This is a genomic window from Bradyrhizobium sp. USDA 336 (assembly GCF_044908355.1).
Classification (GTDB): domain Bacteria; phylum Pseudomonadota; class Alphaproteobacteria; order Rhizobiales; family Xanthobacteraceae; genus Bradyrhizobium; species Bradyrhizobium yuanmingense.
The window spans coordinates 6,933,364-6,954,846 of sequence record NZ_JBIYDC010000002.1 but is presented as its reverse complement, the minus strand read 5'-3'; the positions used below and the strand labels follow the sequence as shown (position 1 = coordinate 6,954,846).

At 65.6% G+C, this 21,483-nt stretch carries 23 protein-coding genes; 3 read left to right on the top strand and 20 right to left on the bottom strand.

Annotated features, from left to right (window positions below; all coding sequences use genetic code 11):
- Positions 1 to 2: 2 nt before the first annotated feature.
- The 5 genes from ABIA45_RS33560 to ABIA45_RS33540 are packed head-to-tail and all read right to left on the bottom strand — an operon-like array spanning position 3 to position 4,921.
- Positions 3 to 1,139, bottom strand: a complete 1,137-nt coding sequence (locus ABIA45_RS33560; RefSeq protein ID WP_404654895.1) for an NAD(P)/FAD-dependent oxidoreductase — start codon at positions 1,137 to 1,139, stop codon at positions 3 to 5.
- 8 nt (positions 1,140 to 1,147) lie between these two features.
- Positions 1,148 to 1,954, bottom strand: coding sequence for an ABC transporter permease (locus tag ABIA45_RS33555; RefSeq protein WP_404654894.1), 807 nt, complete (start codon positions 1,952 to 1,954; stop codon positions 1,148 to 1,150).
- Entirely contained in the window at positions 1,951 to 2,826 is an 876-nt protein-coding gene (locus ABIA45_RS33550) for an ABC transporter permease (protein ID WP_404654893.1), read from the bottom strand. Before ABIA45_RS33550 ends, ABIA45_RS33555 begins: the two co-directional genes overlap by 4 nt.
- On the bottom strand, positions 2,823 to 3,863 hold the full coding sequence (locus ABIA45_RS33545) for an ABC transporter ATP-binding protein (protein ID WP_404654892.1): 1,041 nt from the start codon (positions 3,861 to 3,863) through the stop codon (positions 2,823 to 2,825). The genes ABIA45_RS33550 and ABIA45_RS33545 overlap by 4 nt, the downstream gene beginning before the upstream one ends.
- Positions 3,864 to 3,886: 23 nt before the next feature.
- The gene (locus ABIA45_RS33540) at positions 3,887 to 4,921 is read right to left on the bottom strand and encodes an ABC transporter substrate-binding protein (RefSeq protein WP_404654890.1); all 1,035 of its coding nucleotides are present in this window, start codon (positions 4,919 to 4,921) and stop codon (positions 3,887 to 3,889) included.
- A 278-nt stretch (positions 4,922 to 5,199) separates the two neighbouring features.
- On the opposite strand from ABIA45_RS33540, the gene ABIA45_RS33535 reads away from it, so the two are divergent.
- Positions 5,200 to 6,120: a LysR substrate-binding domain-containing protein gene (locus tag ABIA45_RS33535; protein ID WP_275498028.1), complete on the top strand. Its 921-nt coding sequence runs from the start codon at positions 5,200 to 5,202 to the stop codon at positions 6,118 to 6,120.
- On the opposite strand, the gene ABIA45_RS33530 is transcribed toward ABIA45_RS33535, so the two are convergent.
- From ABIA45_RS33530 to ABIA45_RS33495, 8 genes are read right to left on the bottom strand one after another with little or no spacing between them, the layout of a single operon-like run.
- Positions 6,110 to 7,483: an amidohydrolase family protein gene (locus tag ABIA45_RS33530; protein WP_404654888.1), complete on the bottom strand. Its 1,374-nt coding sequence runs from the start codon at positions 7,481 to 7,483 to the stop codon at positions 6,110 to 6,112. The two genes, ABIA45_RS33535 and ABIA45_RS33530, sit on opposite strands and share 11 nt — an antisense overlap.
- Complete coding sequence (locus ABIA45_RS33525) at positions 7,480 to 9,063, bottom strand: ABC transporter substrate-binding protein (RefSeq protein WP_404654886.1); 1,584 nt, start codon at positions 9,061 to 9,063, stop codon at positions 7,480 to 7,482. Before ABIA45_RS33525 ends, ABIA45_RS33530 begins: the two co-directional genes overlap by 4 nt.
- Entirely contained in the window at positions 9,063 to 9,947 is an 885-nt protein-coding gene (locus ABIA45_RS33520; RefSeq protein WP_404654884.1) for a polysaccharide deacetylase, read from the bottom strand. The genes ABIA45_RS33525 and ABIA45_RS33520 overlap by 1 nt, the downstream gene beginning before the upstream one ends.
- Positions 9,934 to 10,749, bottom strand: a complete 816-nt coding sequence (locus ABIA45_RS33515; RefSeq protein WP_404654883.1) for an ABC transporter substrate-binding protein — start codon at positions 10,747 to 10,749, stop codon at positions 9,934 to 9,936. The genes ABIA45_RS33520 and ABIA45_RS33515 overlap by 14 nt, the downstream gene beginning before the upstream one ends.
- 15 nt (positions 10,750 to 10,764) lie before the next feature.
- Entirely contained in the window at positions 10,765 to 11,529 is a 765-nt protein-coding gene (locus tag ABIA45_RS33510) for an amino acid ABC transporter ATP-binding protein (RefSeq protein ID WP_404654882.1), read from the bottom strand.
- Positions 11,526 to 12,383, bottom strand: coding sequence for an amino acid ABC transporter permease (locus tag ABIA45_RS33505; RefSeq protein ID WP_404654881.1), 858 nt, complete (start codon positions 12,381 to 12,383; stop codon positions 11,526 to 11,528). The genes ABIA45_RS33510 and ABIA45_RS33505 overlap by 4 nt, the downstream gene beginning before the upstream one ends.
- A complete protein-coding gene (locus ABIA45_RS33500) occupies positions 12,380 to 13,207 on the bottom strand; it encodes an ABC transporter substrate-binding protein (RefSeq protein WP_404654880.1) in 828 nt (275 codons plus the stop codon). The genes ABIA45_RS33505 and ABIA45_RS33500 overlap by 4 nt, the downstream gene beginning before the upstream one ends.
- Positions 13,208 to 13,244: 37 nt before the next feature.
- Positions 13,245 to 14,201, bottom strand: coding sequence for an N-carbamoyl-D-amino-acid hydrolase (locus ABIA45_RS33495; protein ID WP_404654879.1), 957 nt, complete (start codon positions 14,199 to 14,201; stop codon positions 13,245 to 13,247).
- Between the two features lie 151 nt (positions 14,202 to 14,352).
- Between ABIA45_RS33495 and ABIA45_RS33490 the strand changes: the two genes are divergently transcribed.
- Complete coding sequence (locus ABIA45_RS33490) at positions 14,353 to 15,279, top strand: LysR family transcriptional regulator (protein ID WP_271542892.1); 927 nt, start codon at positions 14,353 to 14,355, stop codon at positions 15,277 to 15,279.
- Between the two features lie 28 nt (positions 15,280 to 15,307).
- Entirely contained in the window at positions 15,308 to 16,012 is a 705-nt protein-coding gene (locus tag ABIA45_RS33485) for a type 1 glutamine amidotransferase (protein WP_271542891.1), read from the top strand.
- A 177-nt stretch (positions 16,013 to 16,189) separates the two neighbouring features.
- On the opposite strand, the gene ABIA45_RS33480 is transcribed toward ABIA45_RS33485, so the two are convergent.
- The 7 genes from ABIA45_RS33480 to ABIA45_RS33450 all read right to left on the bottom strand — a co-directional run bounded on the left by ABIA45_RS33480 (position 16,190) and on the right by ABIA45_RS33450 (position 21,471).
- Positions 16,190 to 16,657, bottom strand: coding sequence for a DUF1348 family protein (locus tag ABIA45_RS33480; protein ID WP_404654878.1), 468 nt, complete (start codon positions 16,655 to 16,657; stop codon positions 16,190 to 16,192).
- Between the two features lie 79 nt (positions 16,658 to 16,736).
- A complete protein-coding gene (ybgC, locus tag ABIA45_RS33475; protein WP_156447009.1) occupies positions 16,737 to 17,186 on the bottom strand; it encodes a tol-pal system-associated acyl-CoA thioesterase in 450 nt (149 codons plus the stop codon).
- A gap of 68 nt (positions 17,187 to 17,254) precedes the next feature.
- Positions 17,255 to 18,175, bottom strand: a complete 921-nt coding sequence (locus tag ABIA45_RS33470; RefSeq protein ID WP_404654877.1) for a metallophosphoesterase — start codon at positions 18,173 to 18,175, stop codon at positions 17,255 to 17,257.
- Positions 18,176 to 18,302: 127 nt separating this feature from the next.
- A complete protein-coding gene (ruvB, locus tag ABIA45_RS33465; RefSeq protein ID WP_157283837.1) occupies positions 18,303 to 19,337 on the bottom strand; it encodes a Holliday junction branch migration DNA helicase RuvB in 1,035 nt (344 codons plus the stop codon).
- 20 nt (positions 19,338 to 19,357) lie between these two features.
- A complete protein-coding gene (ruvA, locus tag ABIA45_RS33460) occupies positions 19,358 to 19,975 on the bottom strand; it encodes a Holliday junction branch migration protein RuvA (protein WP_035998377.1) in 618 nt (205 codons plus the stop codon).
- 142 nt (positions 19,976 to 20,117) lie between these two features.
- Positions 20,118 to 20,645: a crossover junction endodeoxyribonuclease RuvC gene (ruvC, locus tag ABIA45_RS33455; protein ID WP_271542886.1), complete on the bottom strand. Its 528-nt coding sequence runs from the start codon at positions 20,643 to 20,645 to the stop codon at positions 20,118 to 20,120.
- 79 nt (positions 20,646 to 20,724) lie between these two features.
- Complete coding sequence (locus ABIA45_RS33450) at positions 20,725 to 21,471, bottom strand: YebC/PmpR family DNA-binding transcriptional regulator (protein WP_035998371.1); 747 nt, start codon at positions 21,469 to 21,471, stop codon at positions 20,725 to 20,727.
- Positions 21,472 to 21,483: the final 12 nt, after the last annotated feature.

Sequence of the window (21,483 nt, the reverse complement as noted above, 5' to 3'; positions counted from 1 at the left end):
CTCTAGTAGCCGCTGCTGTTCGCCGCGCCTGCGCCGCCAAAGCGGCTGGCTGAGAACGCGCCGACCAGCTCCGGCTCGAGCGCGCCCTGCGCCACCATGCGCGCGATCTCGAAGGCGTGGTTGGAGGCGAGCGTCACGCCGGAATGGCAGCAGGCGACGAAGGCGCCGGGATGCGTCTCCGACCGGTCGTAAATCGGAAAGCCGTCCTGCGGCATGACGCGAATGCCGGACCAGCTCCTGACCACGTTGAGCCGCGCCAGATGCGGAAACATGCGCTGCGCGCGATCGGCCATGACGCCGCTGATCGACGGCTTCAGCGTGCGATCATCGACCTCGTCCTCCTTGCTGTCGCCGATCATCACCGTGCCCTCGTCGGTCTGGCGGATCGTGGTCAGCGGATGCGGCAGGAACGGCATGGTGCGCTCGGTCACGACGACCTGGCCGCGAGTCGGGCCCATCGGCGCAAAGAGGCCGACCATCGGCGCCAACGTCTGGTTGGCATTGCCGGCGGCAAGCACGATCTTGGCGGCACGCAGCTCGCCCTGCGGCGTGGTCAGGCGAAATTCGCCGCCGCTCTTGCTGATCGCCGAGACCGGGCGCTCCGGAAAATAGTCGATGCCGAACGCAATGAAGCCGGTGTGGAAGGCGCGGAAAGTGCGCAGCGAATTGACGTGGCCGTCGAGCGGACAATAGCTGCCGCCGGAGACCTCGGGGCCGATCAGCGGTAGTGCCTTCTTCACCTCGGACGGCCGCAGCATCTCCATCTTGTAGTCGGCCGCGCCGACCTGGTTGTGCATGCGCTTGACGAGCTCGGTGCGCTGGCCGAACTCGTCCTCGCCGAGCGTAAGATGAAAACCGCCGTTCTGCTGCAGGGCGACGTCGAGGCCCGTCTGCTGCTTCAGCTCGGAGGCCAGCCGGCCCCACGCTTGCGAGGCCTGCACGGTCCACCGCGTATAGGCAGGCATGCCGAGCCCTTTGCTCTGCACCCACACCAGCGCGAAGTTCGCGCGCGAGGCGCGCTTGGTGATGTCGCCTTCGTCGAGCACGGCGACCTTCTTGCCGAGCCGGCCGAGGCCCCAGGCAATGGCGGAGCCGAGCAATCCGCCGCCGACGACGGCGACGTCGTATTCTCCTGGCATGAGTTCTCCTATCGTCCCGTATCGCCCTTGCCGGCGAGCACACGGTCGAGCCCGTAGAAGCGGTCGAGCAGAATGAGGGCGGCCATGGTGATTGCGATCACGCAGGCCGAGACCGACGTCACAAGCGGATCGATGTTGTCCTGGATGTAGAGAAACATGCGGACCGGCAACGTCTCGGTCCCTGGCGCAGCAAGGAAGACGGTCATGGTGAGATCGTCGAAGGACTGGATGAAGGCGAGCGCCCAGCCGCTGATGACGCCGGGCAGGATCAGCGGCAAGGTCACGCGGCGAAACAGCGTCCAGCCGCCGGCGCCGAGCGAGACCGCCGCCATCTCGACCGTGCGGTCCATGCCGGTCGCCGCCGCCAGCGTCAGCCGCAGCGCGAACGGGAACACGATGATGACATGGGCGATGATCAGCGCGGCAAAGCTTCCGCCTAGTCCCGCCGAGGTGAAGAAGCGCAGGAAGGCGATGCCGAGCACGACGTGCGGGATCATCAGCGGCGACAGGAACAGCGCCGCCAGCGCATCACGGCCGCGGAAACGATAGCGCGCGATTGCGAGCGCCGCCGGCACCGCGAACAGGAGCGCCACGAGCGAGGACAGCGCGCCAAGGCCGAGGCTGACCCAGAATGCATGGATGAACTCGGGGTAGTTCGCGATGGTCCTGAACCAGCGCAGCGAAAACCCGTTGGTCGGCAGCGACAGAAAACCTTCGGGCGTGAAGGCGACAAGACAGACCACCAAGATTGGCGCCACCATGACGATGACGAAGACGGTGTGGAAGATCAGCGCGAGCGGTCCGTTCCGGCTCATCGGAACACCTCCGCATAGCGGCGCTCGATCAGCGCGTTGCTGCCGACGACGATCAGCACCAGTGCGGCCAGCAGCAGCGTCGCGACGGCGGCACCGAGTGGCCAGTTCAGGGTGTTGAGGAATTCGTCATAGGCGAGCGTTGCCGCGACCTTGAGCCGGCGGCCGCCGATGATCGCAGGCGTTGCGAAGGCGCTGGCCGAGAGCGAGAACACGATGATGGCGCCCGACAGCACGCCCGGCATGATCTGGGGCATGATGATGCGGCGGATGATGGTCGCAGAGCCCGCGCCGAGCGACATCGCGGCATTCTCGATCTGCGGATCGAGCCGCTGCAGCGCCGCCCACACCGAGAGCACCATGAACGGCATCATCACATGCGCGAGCGCGATCACCACGCCTGTTTCGGTGAACATGAAGGGAATGGGGGAGCCGATTAGCCCGAGTGACATCAGGAGCTTGTTGACCAGCCCGTTGTTGCCGCCAAACAGCAGGGCCCAGCCCAGCGTGCGCGCCACCACGGAGATGAGAAGCGGCCCGAGAATGACCAGCAGGAAAAAACTCTTCCAGCGGCCGCTCATGCGGTTGAGGATATAGGCTTCGGGTGCCCCGAGTAGCGCCGTGAGCAGCGTGGTCAGGATCGCGATGCGGAAGGTCCGCCAGAACATCTCGGCGTAATAGGGATCGGTCGCGATCTCGTGCCAGTTCTTGAGGATGAAGACCGGCTCGATGCCCTTGTACTGGCCCCAATCGTGGAACGACAGCATCACCGTCATCGCCAGCGGAATCAGCAGCACGCCGACGAATAGCATCAAAGCGGGCGCGGTCAGCACCCACGGCGCGCGCAGGCTGCGCTCCTCGGCCGCCATGCTCATGCGCCGGCCCTCGCGCGCACGCTCATGTCCTCGGGCCGCCAGGTGAGGCGAACCGCGTCGCCTTCGGCCGGCTGCGCTTTGCCGTCGTTCTGGCGGATCACGATCGCCGGGCCGCATTCGCTGTCGCACTGGAACAGCCAGTGATTGCCCTGGAAGATGCGCGTGATGATCTTTGCGCTGAGCCCCGTATCGCCGAAGCCGATTCTTTCGGGACGCACACTGACGGTCACGGGACCGCCAAGCCCCGCCGGCGCCGGTGCGCGCCAGGAGCCGGCCACCAGTTGCGTCGGCGCCACGGTCCGGTCGATCATTCCGGCAAAGTCGTTGGTCTTGCCGAGGAATTGCGAGACGAAGGCCGAGGCCGGCTTCTCATAGGTTTGCTGCGGCGTGCCGATCTGCTCGATCTTGCCCTGGCTCATCACCACGATACGGTCGGACAGCGACATCGCCTCGTTCTGGTCGTGCGTGACCAGGATCGTGGTGGTGCCGACGGTGCGCTGGATCTGGCGCAGCTCGATCTGCATCTCCTCGCGCAGCTTGGCGTCGAGGTTGGACAGCGGCTCGTCGAGCAGCAGCACGCTCGGCTTGATCACCAGCGCACGCGCCAGCGCCACGCGCTGCTGCTGGCCGCCGGACATGCGGCGGGGGTGACGGTCCTCGTATCCGGCGAGGCCCACCATCGCGAGTGCGGCGCGGACGCGTTCGGACCTTTCAGCGCGCGGCACGCCACGCATCTCCAGGCCGAAGGCGACGTTCTCCGCCGCGGTCATGTGCGGAAACAGCGCGTAGCTCTGGAACACGATGCCGAGGCCGCGCTTGGCCGGATGGATCGCGGTCAGGTCCTTGCCCTCGAGCCGGATCGCACCGCGTGTCGGATCGAGGAAGCCCGCGATCATCTGCAGCGTCGTGGTCTTGCCGCAGCCGGACGGGCCGAGGAAGGAGATGAACTCCCCCTTCCCCGCCGACAGGCTGAAGTCATCGACCACGGTCTGCGTGCCGAACTGCTTTGCGACCCGATCGAGCTCGAGATAGGCCATGACGCTGTCTCCGCGGCGACCGATCAGCGTTCGACCTCGCGATTCCAGCGCTTGGTCCACTCCTCGCGCTTCTCGTTGATGACGGTCCAGTCCGGATTGTAGAGCTTGGCCGCGCGCTCGCCGATCGGCGCCATCTTGCCGAGCTCGGGCGGGATCACCAGCGATTTCAGCACCGGGCCGTAGCCGTAATCCTTCAGCATCACGAGCTGGGTTTTCGGATCGAGCAGCATCTTGACGAAGCTCGCAGCCAGCGGCGAAGCGTTGGGCTTGTTGATCGGGCACGCCGTGGTCAGCAGAGTCGCTGCGCCTTCCTTGGGATAGACGAAGTCGACAGGGAAGCCGGTATTGGCGAAGCTCTGCACGCGGCCGGTGCCCCACACCGCGATCACGGCCTGGCCGGACTGGAACAGCTCGGTCATCTTGCCCGGCGACGGCTCATAGGCCAGCACGTTCGGATTGATCTGCTCCTTGAAGATCTTGAAGCCGGACTCGACGTTGGTCTCGCCGCCGCCGTTCATCTTCGACAGCATCACCAGCGCTTCGAGGCCATAGGTGTTGTTGATCGGCGGGATCACGAGCTGTTTTGCGTATTTCGTGTCCTTCAGATCGTTCCACGAGGTCGGCGGCGCCCAGCCTTTCTCCTTGAACACCTTGGTGTTGTACATCAGGCCGGTAGCGACGATGCCGATCGCGACGGCGCGATCGTCCTTGAAGCGCGCGGTGTCGTAGAGATCGGCGGGCAGGCCGTCGAGCTTGCCGCAGAAGCCGAGCTGGATGGCCTGGTACATCGGGCCGTCGTCGACGATGGCAACGTCGATCTGCTGGTTGCCCTTCTGGGCCTGGAGCTTGGCCAGCGTGTCGGTGGAGTTGCCAGCGACGTATTCGACCTTGACGCCGTTCTCCTTCTCGAAGGCCGGGATCACCTCGTCGCGGATGGTCTTCTCGAACGAGCCGCCATAGCCGGCGACGTAGAGCGTCTTTTGCTGGGCCGAGGCGGCCGAGGGAACGGCAATGAGCGCTGCGATGCTGACCGCGGTCAGAAGGCGAAAAGTCTTCATGTGGACCGATCTCCAATACCGGAATGAGGTGACGTGCCGACGAGTCTCGCTTGGCTGAAGCGCGTTGCCGCATTCCCTTCCGCGCGAATCCCTCTCCGATCAGGGCTCCGGCCCCCATTCGGTGGGTTTTGGCGCGATCTGGAGGTTTGAACCCCTCCAATCTGCTGAAAAAGCGGGCTGTCTCCAGTCCTGATGAAAAAGATCGCAGACCCAAGCTTCCATCGTCCAATGAATAATGGCATCCTCTGCATGCCGAAATGTTATGGATGGGGTTGGGGATGGCGCGGATCAATTCGCGGCAGGTGGAGGCCTTCCGCGCGACGATGCTGACTGGCAGCGTGACCGAGGCGGCGGCGCTGATGAAGGTGACGCAGCCGGCCGTCAGCCGCTTGCTGCGCGACCTCCAGGCCCTGCTCAAAATGGAGCTGTTCGAGCGGCGCGGCACCGGTCTGGTGCCGACCGCCGCGGCGATGGCGCTCTACACCGAGGTCGAGCGCTCCTTCGTCGGCCTCGAACGCATCACCGCGGCGGCGGAAGAAATCCGTGGCCGCCGCACGGGCTCGCTGCGCATCGCAGCACTGCCAGCGCTGTCGAACGGCTATCTGCCGCGGCTCACCGGTCACTTCCTGAAGGAGCGGCCCAACCTCAACCTCGCCTTCTTCGGTGTCATCTCGCCGATCGTGGTCGACTGGGTGCTGAACAATCAATGTGACGTCGGCTTTGCCGAGGTGCCGATCGCGCATTCCGGTCTGCCGAGCCAGAGACTGCCGGCGCCAGCGCGCGTCGCAGTGCTGCCGACCGGTCATCGCCTCGCGGAGAAGGAAGTGCTGGAGCCGCGCGATTTCGAGGGCGAGACCTTCATCTCGCTGTCGGCGGGATCCTCGAGCCGGCATCTCGTCGACCAGGTCTTCCACCGCCACGATGTCCGCCGCGTGCTGCGCGTCGAGACCACGCTGTCGGAGATCATGTGCGGCATGGTGTCGTCGGGCCTTGGCGTCGCGATCTGCGATCCCTTCACGGCGCAGGAATTTGCAACGCGCGGCGTCGTCGTGCGCCGCTTCCTGCCGCGCATCGATTTCGAATTCTCCGCGGTGTTTCCTGCGCAGCGCAGCCCGTCGCCGGTGGCGCTGGACCTTGTCGAGACCATGCGCAAGGCGCTGGCGGAGTTTGAGGATGACGAAGTCGGGGTCAGCCGTTGAACGCGGCCTGCGCCTCCGGCAGGTCCCAGATCTTGCCGATCGCGGCGGTGCCCGCCGCAATAATCGCAGCTTCGTCCGCGCCGAGATAGCGTCCCTCATCGACCAGCACGCGACCATCGACCATGACCTGATCGATATTGGCGCGGTTGGCGAGTGCGATCAGCGCGCGCCGCGGGTCGAACAGCGGCTGCAGATGCGGATGGGTGAGATCGACGACGGTGAGATCGGCCGTCGCGCCCGGCTCGATGCGGCCGAGATCCGGCCGCTTGATGACGTCGGCGGCCACCGTCGTGTTCGCTTCGATCAGCTCGGGAGAGTTCGCGACGTCGGGGCGCGCCGAAATGATCTTGGAGATCAGCGACGCCGCATTGAGCTCGCCGAGCAGGTCCATGTTGTAGCCGTCGGTACCGACCACGGTGCGGACGCCGTGCGCGGCGAAGCGGCTGAACGCCGCGGTGATCCCAGCGCGCGCGAACACGCGCGGGCAGTTCAAGACGGTCATGCCGCGCGCGGCCATCAGCTTGAGATCGTCGTCGCTCGAGAACATGCAATGCGCCGCCATCAGATCGGGGGCGAGTAGGCCGAGCCAGTCCAGATATTGCGCCGGGGTGCGGCCGCCATGACGCTTGCCGATGGTCTCGACCTCGGCGCGGCTCTGCGCCATGTGCGTGGTGATGGGTACGCCAAGCTCGCGCGCCCGGGCGGCGCAGGCCTTGAGCAGATCGGGGCCGCAAGTGTCGGTGGCATGCGGGCTCATGGCAAGGCTGATGCGGCCGTCGCCGCGATTATTCCAGCGCTGATAGAGCGCGTCCCACGTCGCCATATCCCCGGCGCCGTCATCGCCGGAATATTGGACCACACCATCCGGCCCGGCCTTGGCGTCGGACGTCGAGAACAGATAGGGCGCGCCATAGAAGCGGATGCCCATCTCCTCCGCCGCGTCGAACATCTCGGGGATCGAGTTGCGGAACGGCTCCATCACCGTGGTGGCGCCGCCCTTGAGCAGCTGGAGGATGCCGAGCCGCGCCACCGCAAGCCGCTCCTCCGCCGACAGGATATCGGCGCCGCGCTTGGTCAGCGGCAGCAGCACCGTGTAGACGATGCTCTGGTTGTTCTTGCGGCCGTTGCCGTCCTCAGTGTGACTGCGCGCCACCGCTTCCGAGAAGCAATGATTGTGCAGGTTGAGCAGACCCGGCAGGACGAAGCGGCCTGGGCGATCATAGACCTGATCGGCGCGCGGCTTGTCGCGCGTGATCGCCGCAATCTTCTTGCCTACGACCAGAACCCAGTGGTCGCGCAAGACATCCTGCGCGCCGTCTTTGCGTGACAGCACATAGCTGCCGAAGATGGCTGTGGTGCTCATGCGGGGCGCACGTTCCAAAACACGGCGGTGCCGTCGAGAATGCCGGTGATGGCCTTGCGATAGGCCGTCGGCTGCTTGTAGAGGCCGATCGGAATATAGGGGATTTCCTCGAACGCCACCCTCTGGACTTCGCGGCAGATGCGCTGCTGTTCGGCGAGCTCGGAGGCCGCCAGCCACTGGCTGCGCAACTCGCCCATCTTCGTGCTCGCGTACCAGCCGGCGACCTTGCCTTCACCGCGGATGTTGGTGTTGCCGGCCGGGTTGAGCCAGTCGATGCCCTGCCAGTTGCCGACCGCGGCGCTCCAGCCGCCCTGCGGAAGCGGATCCTTCTTCAGCTGGCGCTGCAGCACCACGGCGAAATCGAGGCCGGCATATTCGACGTTCATGCCGGCCTTGCGCAACGAGTCCACCGCGATCTCGCCAAGCGGCTTTTGCGCCAGCGAGTTGGTCGGAACGAGCAGCACGATCTTCTCGCCGTTATAGCCGGCGGCCTTGAGGTCAGCCTTGACCTTGGCGTAGTCGCGCGGGCCGCGGAACACGTCGAGGCCGACGTCGTTCGCCATCGGCGTACCGGGTGCGAAATAGCCGACCGGCGAGACCTGGAACGCCGGATCGGTGCCGGCGACGGCGGTCATGAACGCGGACTGGTCGATCGCCCCCAGGAGCGCGCGGCGGATGGCGGGATTGTCGAACGGCGGCTGCAGGTGGTTGAGGCGCAGCATGCAGGCGTAGCCTCTGGGATCGAGGATGCGCGTCTCGATATCGCCGGCGGCCTTGATCACCGGCAAGAGATCGTGCGGCGTGGTCTCCTGCCAATCCTGCTCGCCGGTCTGGAGCGCGGCAACGCCGGTGCCGGCATCGGGCGTCGTGGTCCAGACCACGCGATCGTAGTGCACGATCTTCGGCCCCGCGGTCCAATCCGGCTTGCCGTCGGTGCGCGGCTGGTAGCGCTCGAATTTGGCATAGGCGTTGCGGGCGCCCTGTACGCGCTCGTCGGCGAGATAGCGGAACGGGCCGCTGCCGATCACCTCCGTGAGCGGCTTGAACGGATCCTGGCTCGCCAGCCGCTCCGGCATCATGAAGCAGGCATTGATCGCGGCCTTGCCGAGCGCCTGCGGCAGCAGCGGAAAAGGACGCTTCAGACGGAAGCGGATGGTGCGGTCGTCGGCAGCGGTGAGCTCGGCGGTCGCCTCCATCAGCTCGCCGCCAAAGCCGTCGCGCGCGGCCCAGCGGCGGATGCTGGCAACGCAATCGCGGGCGAGCACGCGCTCGCCGTCGTGCCAGAACAGACGATCACGAAGCGTGAGGTCCCACTGCAGCTGGTCCGCGGAGATGGCGTGGCCCGACAGCATCTGCGGCGAGACCTGGAGCGAGGCGCTCATGCCGTACAGCGTGTCGTAAACCATGAAGCCGTGGTTTCGCGACACCTGTGCCGTCGAATAGATGGGATCGACGAAGGCGAGATCGATGACGGGGATGAAGCGCAGCGTGGATTGCGATTCAGCGCGGACGATACCCGGCAGCGACAACGCCGGCAGGGCCACGCCAGCCTTGAGGAGCGAACGGCGGGAGATCGACATTATCGGTGACCCGCTTCGTGACGCAGGAAGTTTTTCGCGATGTTCTCGCCGGTGGTGATCCAGACATCCGGGCACGACTTTGCGTAAGTCAGGAACTCGCGCAGCAGACGCAGCCGCATCGGGCGGCCGCTGCATTGCGGATGCAGCACGGTCGTCACCATCGCGCCCCAGTCGCGGACCTCATCCAGCTCGTCCTTCCACATCGAGAGCACGTGCTCCCTAGGAAAGATCGAGCGCGGGCTGAAACGCGCGGACAGGCCGTGCATCCAGTCGTCATAGCTCGCGGTGACCGGCAGCTCGATCGTGCCGGGCTTGCCGTCGGCGAGGCGATGGCGATAGGGCCTGACGTCGTCGCGGAACGAGGACGTATAGACGATACCGTGCCGCACCAGCGCGACGCGCAGTTCCTCCGTGAACTCGCCATAGGGCGCGCGATAGCCGGTCGGCTTGACGCCGAGCCGGCGCTTCAAAGCCTCGAAGCCGCGCTCCAGCTCCTCCTCGATCCAGGGATCGCCGGGATCCGGCAGCAGATGGTGATAGCCGTGATGTCCGATCTCGTGACCGGCCTTCAAGATGGATTCCGCCATCGCCGGATGCGCGTCGACCGACCACCCCGTGACGAAGAACGTCGCCTTGAGATCGAGCTGGCCGAGCAGCTCCAGCAGCTTCGGCGTGCCGACGCGCGCCTCATAGCCGCCATAGCTCATGGTGATGAGCCGCTGCGCATGACCTGCGTCCTTGCTGGTCCAGGCACTCTCGGCGTCCACGTCGAACGACAGGAACATCGCGGATGTGCACGGCTTCGGCCAGGGATATTCGGGCGCGGGACCCGCGGTGTTGGCCGGAACGAGCGGAATGCTCTGGAGTGCCTTACTGTCCAGCATTGATGGTCGCCTTCTCGATTGCGTTGTCGCTCAATTTCCACTTCGCCAGCAGCGTCTTGTAGGTGCCGTCCGCGATCAGTGCGTCGACGGCTTCCAGCATTGCCTGCTGCAATGCCTTCTCCTTCACCGGCAGAGCAATGCCGGTGAATTGCTGTGCGATGGGCTCGCCCACGGTCGCATAGGTGTTGGGCTCGAGGTCCATGATGTAGGGCAGCGTTTCGTTGCCCTGGGCGGCGGCATCGATGCGGCCCTGCCGCAGCTGGGTGCGCGCATCGGCCGAGCCGTCGGTGCCGACGACCTGGATCGGATTGCTGCCGCAGTTCTTCTCGCTCCACGCGGTGATCTGGGCCGGGAACATGGTGCGGCGGCTGGAGCCGACCTTCTTGCCGCACAGCGATACCGCATCCTTGAATTCCGCCTTGCGCGACGCCTGCACGAAGAACTGCGGGCCGCTGCGCAAATAATCGACGAAGGTCGCGACCTCGTGCCGGCTCGCATAGTCGGTGAAGCCGGACAGGATGGCATCCACCCGCCCGGTCGAGATCGAGGGCATGAACTCGGCAAAGCTGGTCTCGGTCCATTCGATCTTGACGCCGAGCTTGCGGCCGATGGCTTCACCGAGATCGACGTCGAAGCCGGAAAGCGCGTTGGTGGCGGGATCGCGGAACTCCATCGGCGGATAATTCGGCACGACCGCCACCTTGATGCTGCCGCGCTTTGCGATTTCAGGCGGCAATTCGGCCGCCATTGCCGACGCGCTCATGACGCCCAGGAACGCCGCTGCAAGCAAAAGTCTCTTCATCACATACCCCCAATGTCAGATCACTGCCGATAGAAATGCCTTGGTGCGCTCCTCGCGCGGCGCGCCCAACACGTCGGAGGCGCGGCCCTGCTCGACGATCGCGCCCTGATCCATGTAGACGACGCGGTCGGCGACCTCGCGGGCGAAGCCGAGCTCGTGCGTCACCACCATCATTGTCATGCCGCTTCGCGCCAGCTCCTTCATGACCGCGAGCACCTCGCCGACGAGCTCGGGATCGAGTGCGCTGGTGGGCTCGTCGAACAGCATCAGCATCGGCTTCATGGCGAGCGCCCGCGCGATCGCGACGCGCTGCTGCTGGCCGCCGGAGAGCTGCGCTGGATAGGAATCCGCCTTGGCCGCCAGCCCGACGCGGCGTAGCAGTTCGGTCGCCTCGGCGCGCACCTCGTCCGGTTTGCGCCCCTGCACCTGGGTCGGGCCTTCCATGATGTTCTCCAGCGCGGTCTTGTGCGGAAACAGGTTGAAGCGCTGGAACACCATGCCGGTCTTGAGCCGCTGCCGCCCGATCTCGCGCTCGCTGAGGCGATGGAGCTTCCCGCCTTGCTCGCGCACCCCGAGCAGCTCGCCGTCGAGCCAGATGCCGCCGGCATCGATCGTGGCGAGCTGATTGATGCAGCGGAGCAGCGTGGTCTTGCCGGAACCCGAGGCGCCGATCAGGCACATCACCTCGCCGGGCCAGACGTCGAGCGAGACGTTGTTGAGAGCCTGAAACTCTCCAAAGTTCTTGGCTACGGAGCGGATCGCGACGAGCGGTTTTGTCATCGCGCCAGCCGCAATGTGCCGCGCGCAAAGCGGCGTTCGAGCAACATCTGGAGCGGGGTCAGGATCGAAACCGCGAGCAGGTACCAGAGCCCGGCGACGATCAGGAGCTCGATCACGCGCGAATTGGTGTAGTAGATGTTCTCGGCATTGTGCAGCAGCTCCGGATACTGGATCACGCTGGCGAGCGAGGTCGCCTTCACCATGCTGATGAACTCGTTGCCGAGCGGCGGAAGCACGACGCGCATCGCCTGCGGCAGCACGATCCGGCGCAGCGCCCGCAGCCGTCCCATGCCGATCGCCTGCGCCGCCTCATATTGCCCGATATCGACCGACAGCATGCCGGCGCGCATGACCTCGGAGGTGTAGGCGCCCTGGTTGATGCCGAGCCCGAGCAGCGCGGCAAGGAACGGCGTCATGACGTCGACGGCGCGTGCAGACCACAGGCCGGGAATACCGATGGTCGGAAACACCAGCGCGAGGTTGAACCACAGCAGCAGCTGCAGGATCAGCGGCGTGCCGCGGAACAGCCAGGTGTAGCCGGCGGCGACCGACTTCAGCACCGGATTGGGCGACAGCCGCATGATCGCGACGACGATGCCGAGGAAGATGCCGAGCATCATCGCCAGCACCGCCATTACCATGGTGTTGACGATGCCTTCGAGGATGACCTTTGCGGTCAGGAAGCGGCTGACATAGGACCATTCGATCTGGCCGTTCGCAAAGGCGCGCGCGATCGCCGCCAGCACGAGGACGATCAGGGCCGCGCTGATCCAGCGAAACCAGTGCGGTTCGCGCGCGATCCGCATGCCCGACAGATCGGGAAATCCTTGCGCGAGTGCCGGCGCCTGCTTCATTGCGGCGCCGCGTTCAGCATGGGCTGGGCGACTGCATTGGTCCCCAAGCCCCATTTGTCGAGAATGGCCTTGTACGAGCCGTCAGCGATCATCGCCGCGAGCTTCTCCGTCACGACCTCGCGCAAGACCGCATCGTCCTTGCGGAACATGATGCCCTGATAGCCCCTGGCAAAGGGCTCGCCGACGGTGCGATACTTGCCGGGCTCCTGTTGCTGCGCATAAGGCAACGTCTCGCTGCCCTGCACGGCGGCGTCGACGCGGCCCTGCTTGAGCTGGTTGCGGACGTCGATGGAATTCTCGCCCGGAACGTACTGGATCGCGGGCTTGCCGACCGGCTCACAATTTTGCTTGCTCCACTTCTCGATCTCGACCGGGAAGCTGGTGCTGCGGGTGGTGCCGACCTTCTTGCCGCAGAGATCGGTGGCGTCCTTGGCCGCGCTCTCCGCCATCACGAAGAACTGCGGGCCGGTCGCGAGATAATCGACGAAGTCGGCGGTCTCGCGCCGCGAGGCACGATCGGAAATGCCGGAAATGATGAAGTCGGCGCGCTTGGTCTGGAGCGAGGGGATCAGCTCGGCGAACGGCGTCTCGCTCCAGACGATCTTGAGGTCGCCAAGCCGCTTGGCGAGCTCTCTCGCCAGATCGATGTCGAGCCCGACCAGCTCGTTGGTTGCGGGATCGCGATATTCCATCGGCGCGTAGGTGGAGTTGACTGTCAGCTTCAGCGTGCCGGCCTGCTTGATCTCCGCCGGGAGCTCGGCGCCTCGCGCCGACGTCACCGCGGCCAGCGCCGCGCAGGCAAGCAAATACGAGAGGCGTGTCATGTCAGCTCCTTTTGCCAACGCCGCGACCGGCCGTTGGTCAATCTGCGTCGAGAACGGCCGGCTCGATGATGCCGGCACGCTCGGTGATCACCCTGTATTGCTCGGGCCGCCGGTGGGCGGCGAAGTTGAACATCTTGTCCTTGCCCTGGCGGCAGAGATCGAGATCGATGTCGGCGACGATCACCTCGTCGGCCAGCGTCTGCGCCTGCGCGACGATGCGGCCGTTGGGATCGACGATGCAGGAGCCGCCGATCAGGCCGGAGCCGTCCTCCTCGCCCGCCTTCGCCACCGAAATCGCCCAGGTCGCGTTCATGTAGGCGTTGGCCTGCGTCACCAGCGTCGAGTGGAAGGTGCGCAAGGCTCCGTCTTCGGTCGTGCCGCCGTTGGGATCGTAGGCCGCCGAATTGTAGCCGATGCAGACGAGCTCGACGCCTTGCAGACCGAGCACGCGCCAGGATTCCGGCCAACGACGATCATTGCAGATCATCATGCCCATGATGGCATGGGCCCAGGACGAGCCGGCGCGGAAGGCGGGAAAGCCGAGGTCGCCATATTCGAAGTAGCGCTTCTCGAGTTGCTGGTAGCGCGCGCCCGGACGCGGCTCGACCGAGCCCGGCAGATGCACCTTGCGATAGCGGCCGAGAACCTCGCCGTCGCGATCGACCAGGATGGAGCAATTGTAGCGCCGCCCCTCCGCCGTCAGCTCGGCATAGCCGACGTAGAAGCCGACGCGGAGCGCACGCGCGCGGTCGAACAGCTTTGCCACGGCAGGGTTCGGCATGCTGCGCTCGAAATACCGGTCGAGCGCCTCGCCTTCGAGCAGCCAGCGCGGGAAGAAGGTGGTGAAGGCGAGTTCCGGAAACACCACGAGGCTCGCACCCCGACCGGCCGCCTCCTCCAGCATGTCGAGCATCCGCGACAACGTGTGCTCGCGCGTATCGGCTTTTTGCGTCGGCCCCATCTGAGCGGCGGCGGTGCGAACGACACGAACCAAGATTGCCTCCAATCTGTGCGCGTTGCTGCCTCAATGGGCGAACGAACCCTTTGATGCGACGTGCAAATCCGCTGCCATTACGGGCAAGCACTGCTGCAAAATCAATTCGCGTTGCTATGATGTTTTGGCCCTGACTATAATCGGCAGTGATATGAACCTGCGCCAGCTCGAGATCCTTCGCGCCGTGATCCGCCACCGCACCACGGTGGCGGCGGCGGACGAGCTGGCGCTGTCGCAGCCGGCGGTCAGCAACGCGCTGAAGACGATGGAGGCGCAGGCGGGCTTTGCGCTGTTCGAGCGCGTCAACAACCGGCTGTTTCCAACCGCCGAAGCGATGGCGCTCTACAAGGAGAGCGAGGCGATCTTTGCGCTGCACGCCAAGCTCGAGAACCGCATGCGCGATTTGCGCGAGAACCGCGCCGGGCATCTCGCCATCGTGGCCACGCCGCCGCTCGCCTACAGCATCATTCCGTCCGCGCTGTCGGGCTTCCTGCGGCGCCGCCCGGAGACGCGGGTGTTCTTCGATGTACGGCGCTACGAGGGGATCATCGAGGGTGTGCTGAGCCGCGTCGCCGAGCTCGGCTTCGCGCTCGGCCTCACGCATCATCCCGGCATCGCGCATGAGGTGGTGCACACCGGCGAGATGGTCTGCGTGCTGCCGCCACAGCATCCGCTCGCGGAACGACCGGTGATCTCGGCCGCTGATCTCTCCGGCCTGCCCTTCATCGGGCTCGAACGCGGCACGCGGCTGGGCGAAGCCGTGCGCGACAGCTTTGCCCGTGCCGGTGCGCCGTTCCGGCCGACGGTCGAGGTGCGCTACTGCAACACGGCCTGCGTGCTGGCCGCCGCCGGCGTCGGCGCGGCGGTGGTCGATCCCTTCTCGCCGCGGCAGAACGGCGGCAGCGGCCTCGTCGTCCGTCCGTTCACGCCGACGACGCAGGCGGTCGCCTATATGTTATGGTCTGAAGCCGAGCCGCTGTCGCGTCTGGCCAAGGCCTTTCTCAACGAGATCCGCAAGGAGAGCGCTCTGCTCGAGCGCACAGCGCCGCACCAGCAACATGGGGCAGAAAGCGGCTGAGCTTCGCAACCTTTTGACCGGGAGGCCCATGGCACGCATCACCATCATCGAGACCGGAGAGGTGCCGCAAAAATACCGCGAGCGTCACGGTTCATTTCCGGACATGTTCGCGCGCATGATCCGCGCCGAGGAGCCGGCCGCGACGATCGAGGTCGTCAGCATCCCCAACGGCGATGCACTTCCCGATCCGAGCAAGCTCGAGGCCGTCCTGATCACCGGCGCGGCGGCCGGGGTCTATGACGGGCTCGACTGGATCGCGCCGCTGGAAGATTTCGTGCGGACGGCTTACGCCAACAAGACACCGATGGTCGGTGTCTGCTTCGGCCACCAGCTGATCGCGCAGGCGCTCGGCGGCACCGTGCGCAAATCGGAGCATGGCTGGGGCATCGGCCGGCATGTCTATCAGGTGCTGCCGGAAAACGGCGTCATCGACGGTGAAGCGGTTGCGATCGCCGCCTCGCATCAGGACCAGGTGATCGAGCCGCCAAACGATGCGCTGACGATCCTCTCCTCCGAATTCACCCCGCATGCCGGCCTGCTCTATGCCAATGGCGCGACGCTGACAGTGCAGCCGCATCCGGAATTCGATGTCGGGTTTGCGCAAGTGTGCTGCGATCTGCGCGACGGCAAGGCACCTGATGAAGTCGTCGCCACCGCGAGGGCGTCGCTGGCGGAGCCGATGGATAATGCGAAGCTCGGCGGGGCGATTACAAGATTCCTGACGAAACGGTGAGTTCACCTCGCCCCGCTTGCGGGGAGAGGTCGGATTGCGCGCGGCGATGCGAAGCATCGTCTGCGCAATCCGGGTGAGGGGGGACTCTCCGCGAGTCCGTCTGCCATCGAGTTTGCTGAGACAGCCCCTCACCCCACCCCTCTCCCCGTAAGAACGAGGAGAGGGAGAGGAAGCGGTTCAGAACGGATCGCTTCCCAATCCCGGCACATCGGCCGGTCGCGGGCCCGGCGCCGCCCAGTGAAACCGGCGGTCCTTCTCCGCAATGGCGATGTCGTTGATCGACGCCTCGCGCCGCTTCATCAGGCCGTGCTCGTCGAACTCCCATTGCTCGTTGCCGTAGGAGCGGTACCACTGGCCGCTTGCATCGTGCCATTCGTACTGGAAGCGCACCGCGATCCGGTTGCCGTCGAAGGCCCAGAGGTCCTTGATCAGGCGGTAATCCTGCTCCTTCTCCCATTTGCGGGTGAGGAAGGCGACGATGGCCTCGCGGCCCTGAAACACTTCCGAACGGTTGCGCCAGCGGCTGTCCTCAGTATAGGCGAGCGAGACGCGCACCGGATCGCGTGAATTCCAGGCGTCCTCGGCCATGCGGGCCTTTTGCGCGGCGGTCTCGTGGGTGAAGGGTGGAAGTGGCGGGCGCGACATGATGGCCTCATCGGTTGATCGGGACCGCGAATGTATCGTCGCAATCAGCGGAGTCGATAGGCCATCCACTATCGAGCGATCACGAAACCAGATCGGCCTTCATCAATTGGCGGATCGATTTCGGGATCGGCTGGGCGCGGCCGCCGCTGATGAAGGCAACGCGGACCTCGGCTTTCACCAGCACGTCATCACCGCGCCGCACCTCCTGCGCCAGCATGATGGATGCCCCCTTCACCGCGACCGGCCAGGTCACGACGTCGAGCACGTCGTCCATTCGCGCGGGCTTCAGGAAGTCCAGATGCATCGAGCGCACCACGAAGGCAAAGCCGGCGCCGTCCGTCTCGGCCTGCTCGAACAGCACCTGCTGCTCGGCGCCCATCAGCCTGAGATGATTGGTGCGTCCGCGCTCCATGTAGCGCAGGTAATTGGCATGATAGACGATGCCGGAAAAATCCGTGTCCTCGTAATAGACGCGGACCTGCATGTGGTGGCGGCCGTCGCGGATCTCGCCGTCGAGATGAGCTGTCACGTCCGGAGCCTCTTCGCTGGTCGGTAACCGGCTCGTTGTGCGCAAAAACAGCCGGACGCGCAAGCGTGTTAGGACACAACCGCCCCGGACCTTCCCAGCGTCACCTCGACGATCTCAGGCGGCACGCCGAAGCGGAGCGGCATGATGCTGCAACCGAGGCCGCCCGAGACGATGAGATCGCATTTCAGGCGGAAATGGCCATAGGCGAGCCGCAGGCCGTTCTTGGGTGCGACGGCCGGGGACCAGCCGAGCAGGCGGACCTGGCCGCCATGGGTATGGCCGGACAATTGCAGCGCGACGCGCGCGGGCACGAGCGGCGCGATATTGGGCTCGTGCGCGAGCAGGATGACCGGTGCATCGTCGGTGATCTTGGCCAGCGTGGCGTTGAGATCGTCGGCACCGAAGTGCGCCATGCTCCGGAAGCGCCGCGCCGGCAGGAAGGCGAGCTGATCGCCGAGGCCGGCAAGCCAGAACGGACGTCCGTCCTTGGTGAGGCGGACGGCATCATTCTCGTAGACGGGGATGCCGGCCGCCTCCAGCGCCCGATGCGCGATGGTCGGCCCGTGCCCGGCCCGCTGCACGGTCCTGTCGTCCCAATAATCGTGATTGCCCATCACGGCATGGACACCGAGCGGTGCCTTCAGGCGCCCCAGCACCCTTGCCCATTCGCTCGACGGAATGAAGCGCGTGACATGGTGAAGGCCGGCGACATAGTCGCCGAGCAGCACGATGAGATCGGCATTGAGCGCATTGGTCCGGTCGACGATGTCCTCGATGCGCTCCAGCGACATCCAGGGATCGCAGGCATGGATGTCGGCGATGGCGGCAATCTTCAGCGGAAAATCCGCCGGCCACTGCCGCGGCGCGGGATGATAGCGCGTGACGCGCAGCCGCAGCACCGGCTCGACGCCGACGCCATAGGCGGCGGTCGAGACGCCGAGGGCGGACAGGCCGCCGATGGAACGGATGAGGTGACGACGCGTGATCATGGAAGCCCGATGATGATGCGGCGTCTTGATGATATCCGATTGGAGCGGAATTGGGATGCTTTCGTGCAGATCGTCTGCACGAGGTTAACGGAAATTCATCAAAGCCGGAACGGCGCGGTTCAGCAGATCACTCGTCGCTGTCATCCGTGCCGAACAGGCCGAACTGCGCCGCCGCATCGCGCGAGGGCTCGGCGAGGCCGAGATGGCGGAAGGCGTGCGAGGTCAGCAGGCGGCCGCGCGGCGTGCGCTGTAGATAGCCGCACTGGATCAGATAGGGCTCGATGATGTCCTCGATGGCATCGCGCGGCTCCGACAAGGCCGCAGCCATGGTCTCGACGCCGACCGGGCCGCCGCCATAGTTGAGCGCGATGGTCGAAAGATAGCGTCGATCCATGGCGTCCAGCCCCGCGGCATCGACCTCGAGCGCGCTCAGCGCGTGGTCGGCAATCTTGCGGTCGATCTTGTCGGCATCGGCCGCGGACGCGAAATCGCGCACGCGGCGGAGCAGGCGGCCGGCGATGCGCGGGGTGCCGCGGGCGCGGCGCGCGATCTCGTTGGCGCCGTCCGCGCTCATGCCGACGTTGAGCACGCGCGCGCCGCGGCTGACGATGCTCTCCAACTCCTCGATCGTGTAGAAGTTGAGCCGGACCGGAATGCCAAAGCGGTCGCGCAAGGGATTGGTGAGAAGGCCGGCGCGCGTGGTGGCGCCGACGAGGGTGAATTTCGACAGCTCGATCTTCACCGAGCGCGCCGCCGGTCCTTCGCCGATGATGAGGTCGAGCTGAAAATCCTCCATCGCGGGATAGAGCACCTCTTCCACCGCGGGGCTGAGGCGATGGATCTCGTCGATGAAGAGCACGTCGCGCTCTTCGAGATTGGTCAGCAGCGCAGCGAGGTCGCCGGCCTTGGCAATGACAGGCCCCGAGGTGGCGCGGAAGCCGACGCCGAGCTCCTTTGCGACGATCTGCGCCAGCGTAGTCTTGCCGAGGCCGGGCGGGCCGACGAACAGCACGTGATCCAGCGCCTCGCCGCGCTTGCGCGCCGCCTCGATGAAGATCGAGAGATTCTTGCGCGCCTGCGCCTGGCCGACGAAGTCGGACAGCGATTGCGGCCGCAGCGCGGTGTCGCCGACATCGTCGCTGCGCCGCTCGGGCGAGACCATGCGGCTGGCCTTGGGGTCGCTCACTTCGCGAGCTCCTTCAGGCCAAGGCGAATGAGCTGCGCCGTCTCGGCGCCCTCACCCGCACTGCGCGAGGCCGAGGCAATCGCGGCGGCGGCCTGCGGCTGGCCGTAGCCGAGATTGACCAGGGCGGAGATCGCATCAGCGACGGGCCGCGGCGCGCGCTGGTCGTCGACGGCGCCGGCAAGATGCACGACGGCGGGATCGACATTGGCGAAGGCCGGCGCCTTGTCCTTCAATTCGGTGACGATCCGCTCGGCGACCTTGGGGCCGACGCCGGGCGTGCGCGCTACCGCGGCCTTGTCGCGCAGCGCAATCGCATTGGCGAGATCGGCTGGCGACAGCGTGCCGAGCACGGCCAGCGCGACCTTGGCGCCGACGCCCTGCACGGTCTGGAGCAGGCGAAACCATTCGCGCTCCTGATCGGTGCGGAAGCCGAACAGCTTGATCTGGTCCTCGCGGACATAAGTCTCGATCGACAGCACGGCGGCCTCGCCCGGCGAAGGCAGATGCTGCAGGGTGCGCGAGGAGCAATGTACCTGATAGCCGACGCCGCCGACGTCGAGGATGACGAAATCCTCGCCGTAGGAATCGATCAAGCCCTTGAGCTTGCCGATCATATCAAGACCTCATTCGCGGCAGAGTCTTCTCCATCGTCATGGCCGGGCCTGACCCGGCCATCCACGCCTTCAACGCCGACAAGAAAGAACGTGGATGCCCGGGACAAGCCCGGGCATGACGGCGAGAACGCGTGACGACCAATCATATCCCCACCACCTTCAGCCTGAGAGCGGTGCTCTGGCGATGATGGGCGTGGGTGATGGCGATGGCGAGCGCGTCGGCTGCGTCCGCGGACGGCGGCTCGGCCTTCGGCAGCAAGATTTTCAGCATCATCGCGATCTGTTGCTTGTCGGCGTGGCCGGCGCCGACCACGGTCTTCTTGACCTGGTTCGGCGCGTATTCGGCGACAGAGATGCCGAACATTGCGGGCGCCAGCATGGCAACGCCGCGGGCTTGGCCGAGCTTCAGCGTCGCGACGCCGTCCTTGTTGACGAAGGTCTGCTCGACCGCAGCTTCCACCGGCCGGTGATTGGACAAGACGGAAGCGAGCCCTTCATGGATAGCGAGCAGCCGGCTCGACAGCGGCAAATCGTCGGGCGGTTCCACCGAGCCGCAGGCGACGTAGACCAAGCGATTGCCCTCGGCCTCGATCACGCCCCAGCCGGTGCGGCGCAGGCCGGGGTCGATGCCGATGATGCGAACGGGGCCACGAATCGGGAGCGCAGTCATGCGCCAGTGATAGCGGCTGGCTGCCCTGGAGGAAACAGAAACAGAACGGAAGTAACAGGGGAAGTAGGGCCGTCGAGCCCTACCCGCCCATCTTCGCAACAAGCGCGTCCGACACCTCGAAATTGGCGTAGACGTTCTGCACGTCGTCGTGCTCGTTGAGCAGGTCCATCAGCTTCAGGAGCTTCTCGCCGGTCTCGTCGTCGACCGCAACCGTGTTCTGCGGCTTCCAGATCAGCGCGGCCTTGCGCGGCTCGCCGAACTTGGCTTCCAGCGCCTTGGCGACATCGCGATAGCTTTCCGTCGAAGCGTAGATCTCGTGACCGTTCTCGCCAGAGACCACATCGTCGGCGCCGGCCTCGATCGCGGCATCCAGCACCGCATCGTCCGAGGCGACGCTGCGGTCGTACTCGATGATGCCGGTGCGGTCGAACATGAAGGAGACCGAGCCGGTTTCGCCGAGATTGCCGCCGGACTTGGTGAAGAAGGAGCGGATGTCGGAGGCGGCGCGGTTGCGATTGTCGGTCAGCGCCTCGACGATGACGGCGACCCCGCCGGGGCCGTAGCCCTCGTAGCGGATCTCGTCATAATTCTCGCCGTCGCTGCCAAGCGCCTTCTTGATGGCGCGCTCGATATTGTCCTTCGGCATGTTCTCCTGGCGCGCAGCGATCACGGCGGCGCGCAGGCGCGGGTTCATGGCGGGGTCGGGGGTGCCCAGCTTGGCAGCGACGGTGATTTCCCGCGCCAGCTTGCCGAACAGTTTCGACTTCTGGGCATCCTGCCGCCCCTTGCGGTGCATGATGTTCTTGAATTGGGAATGTCCGGCCATGCGTGGTCTCTT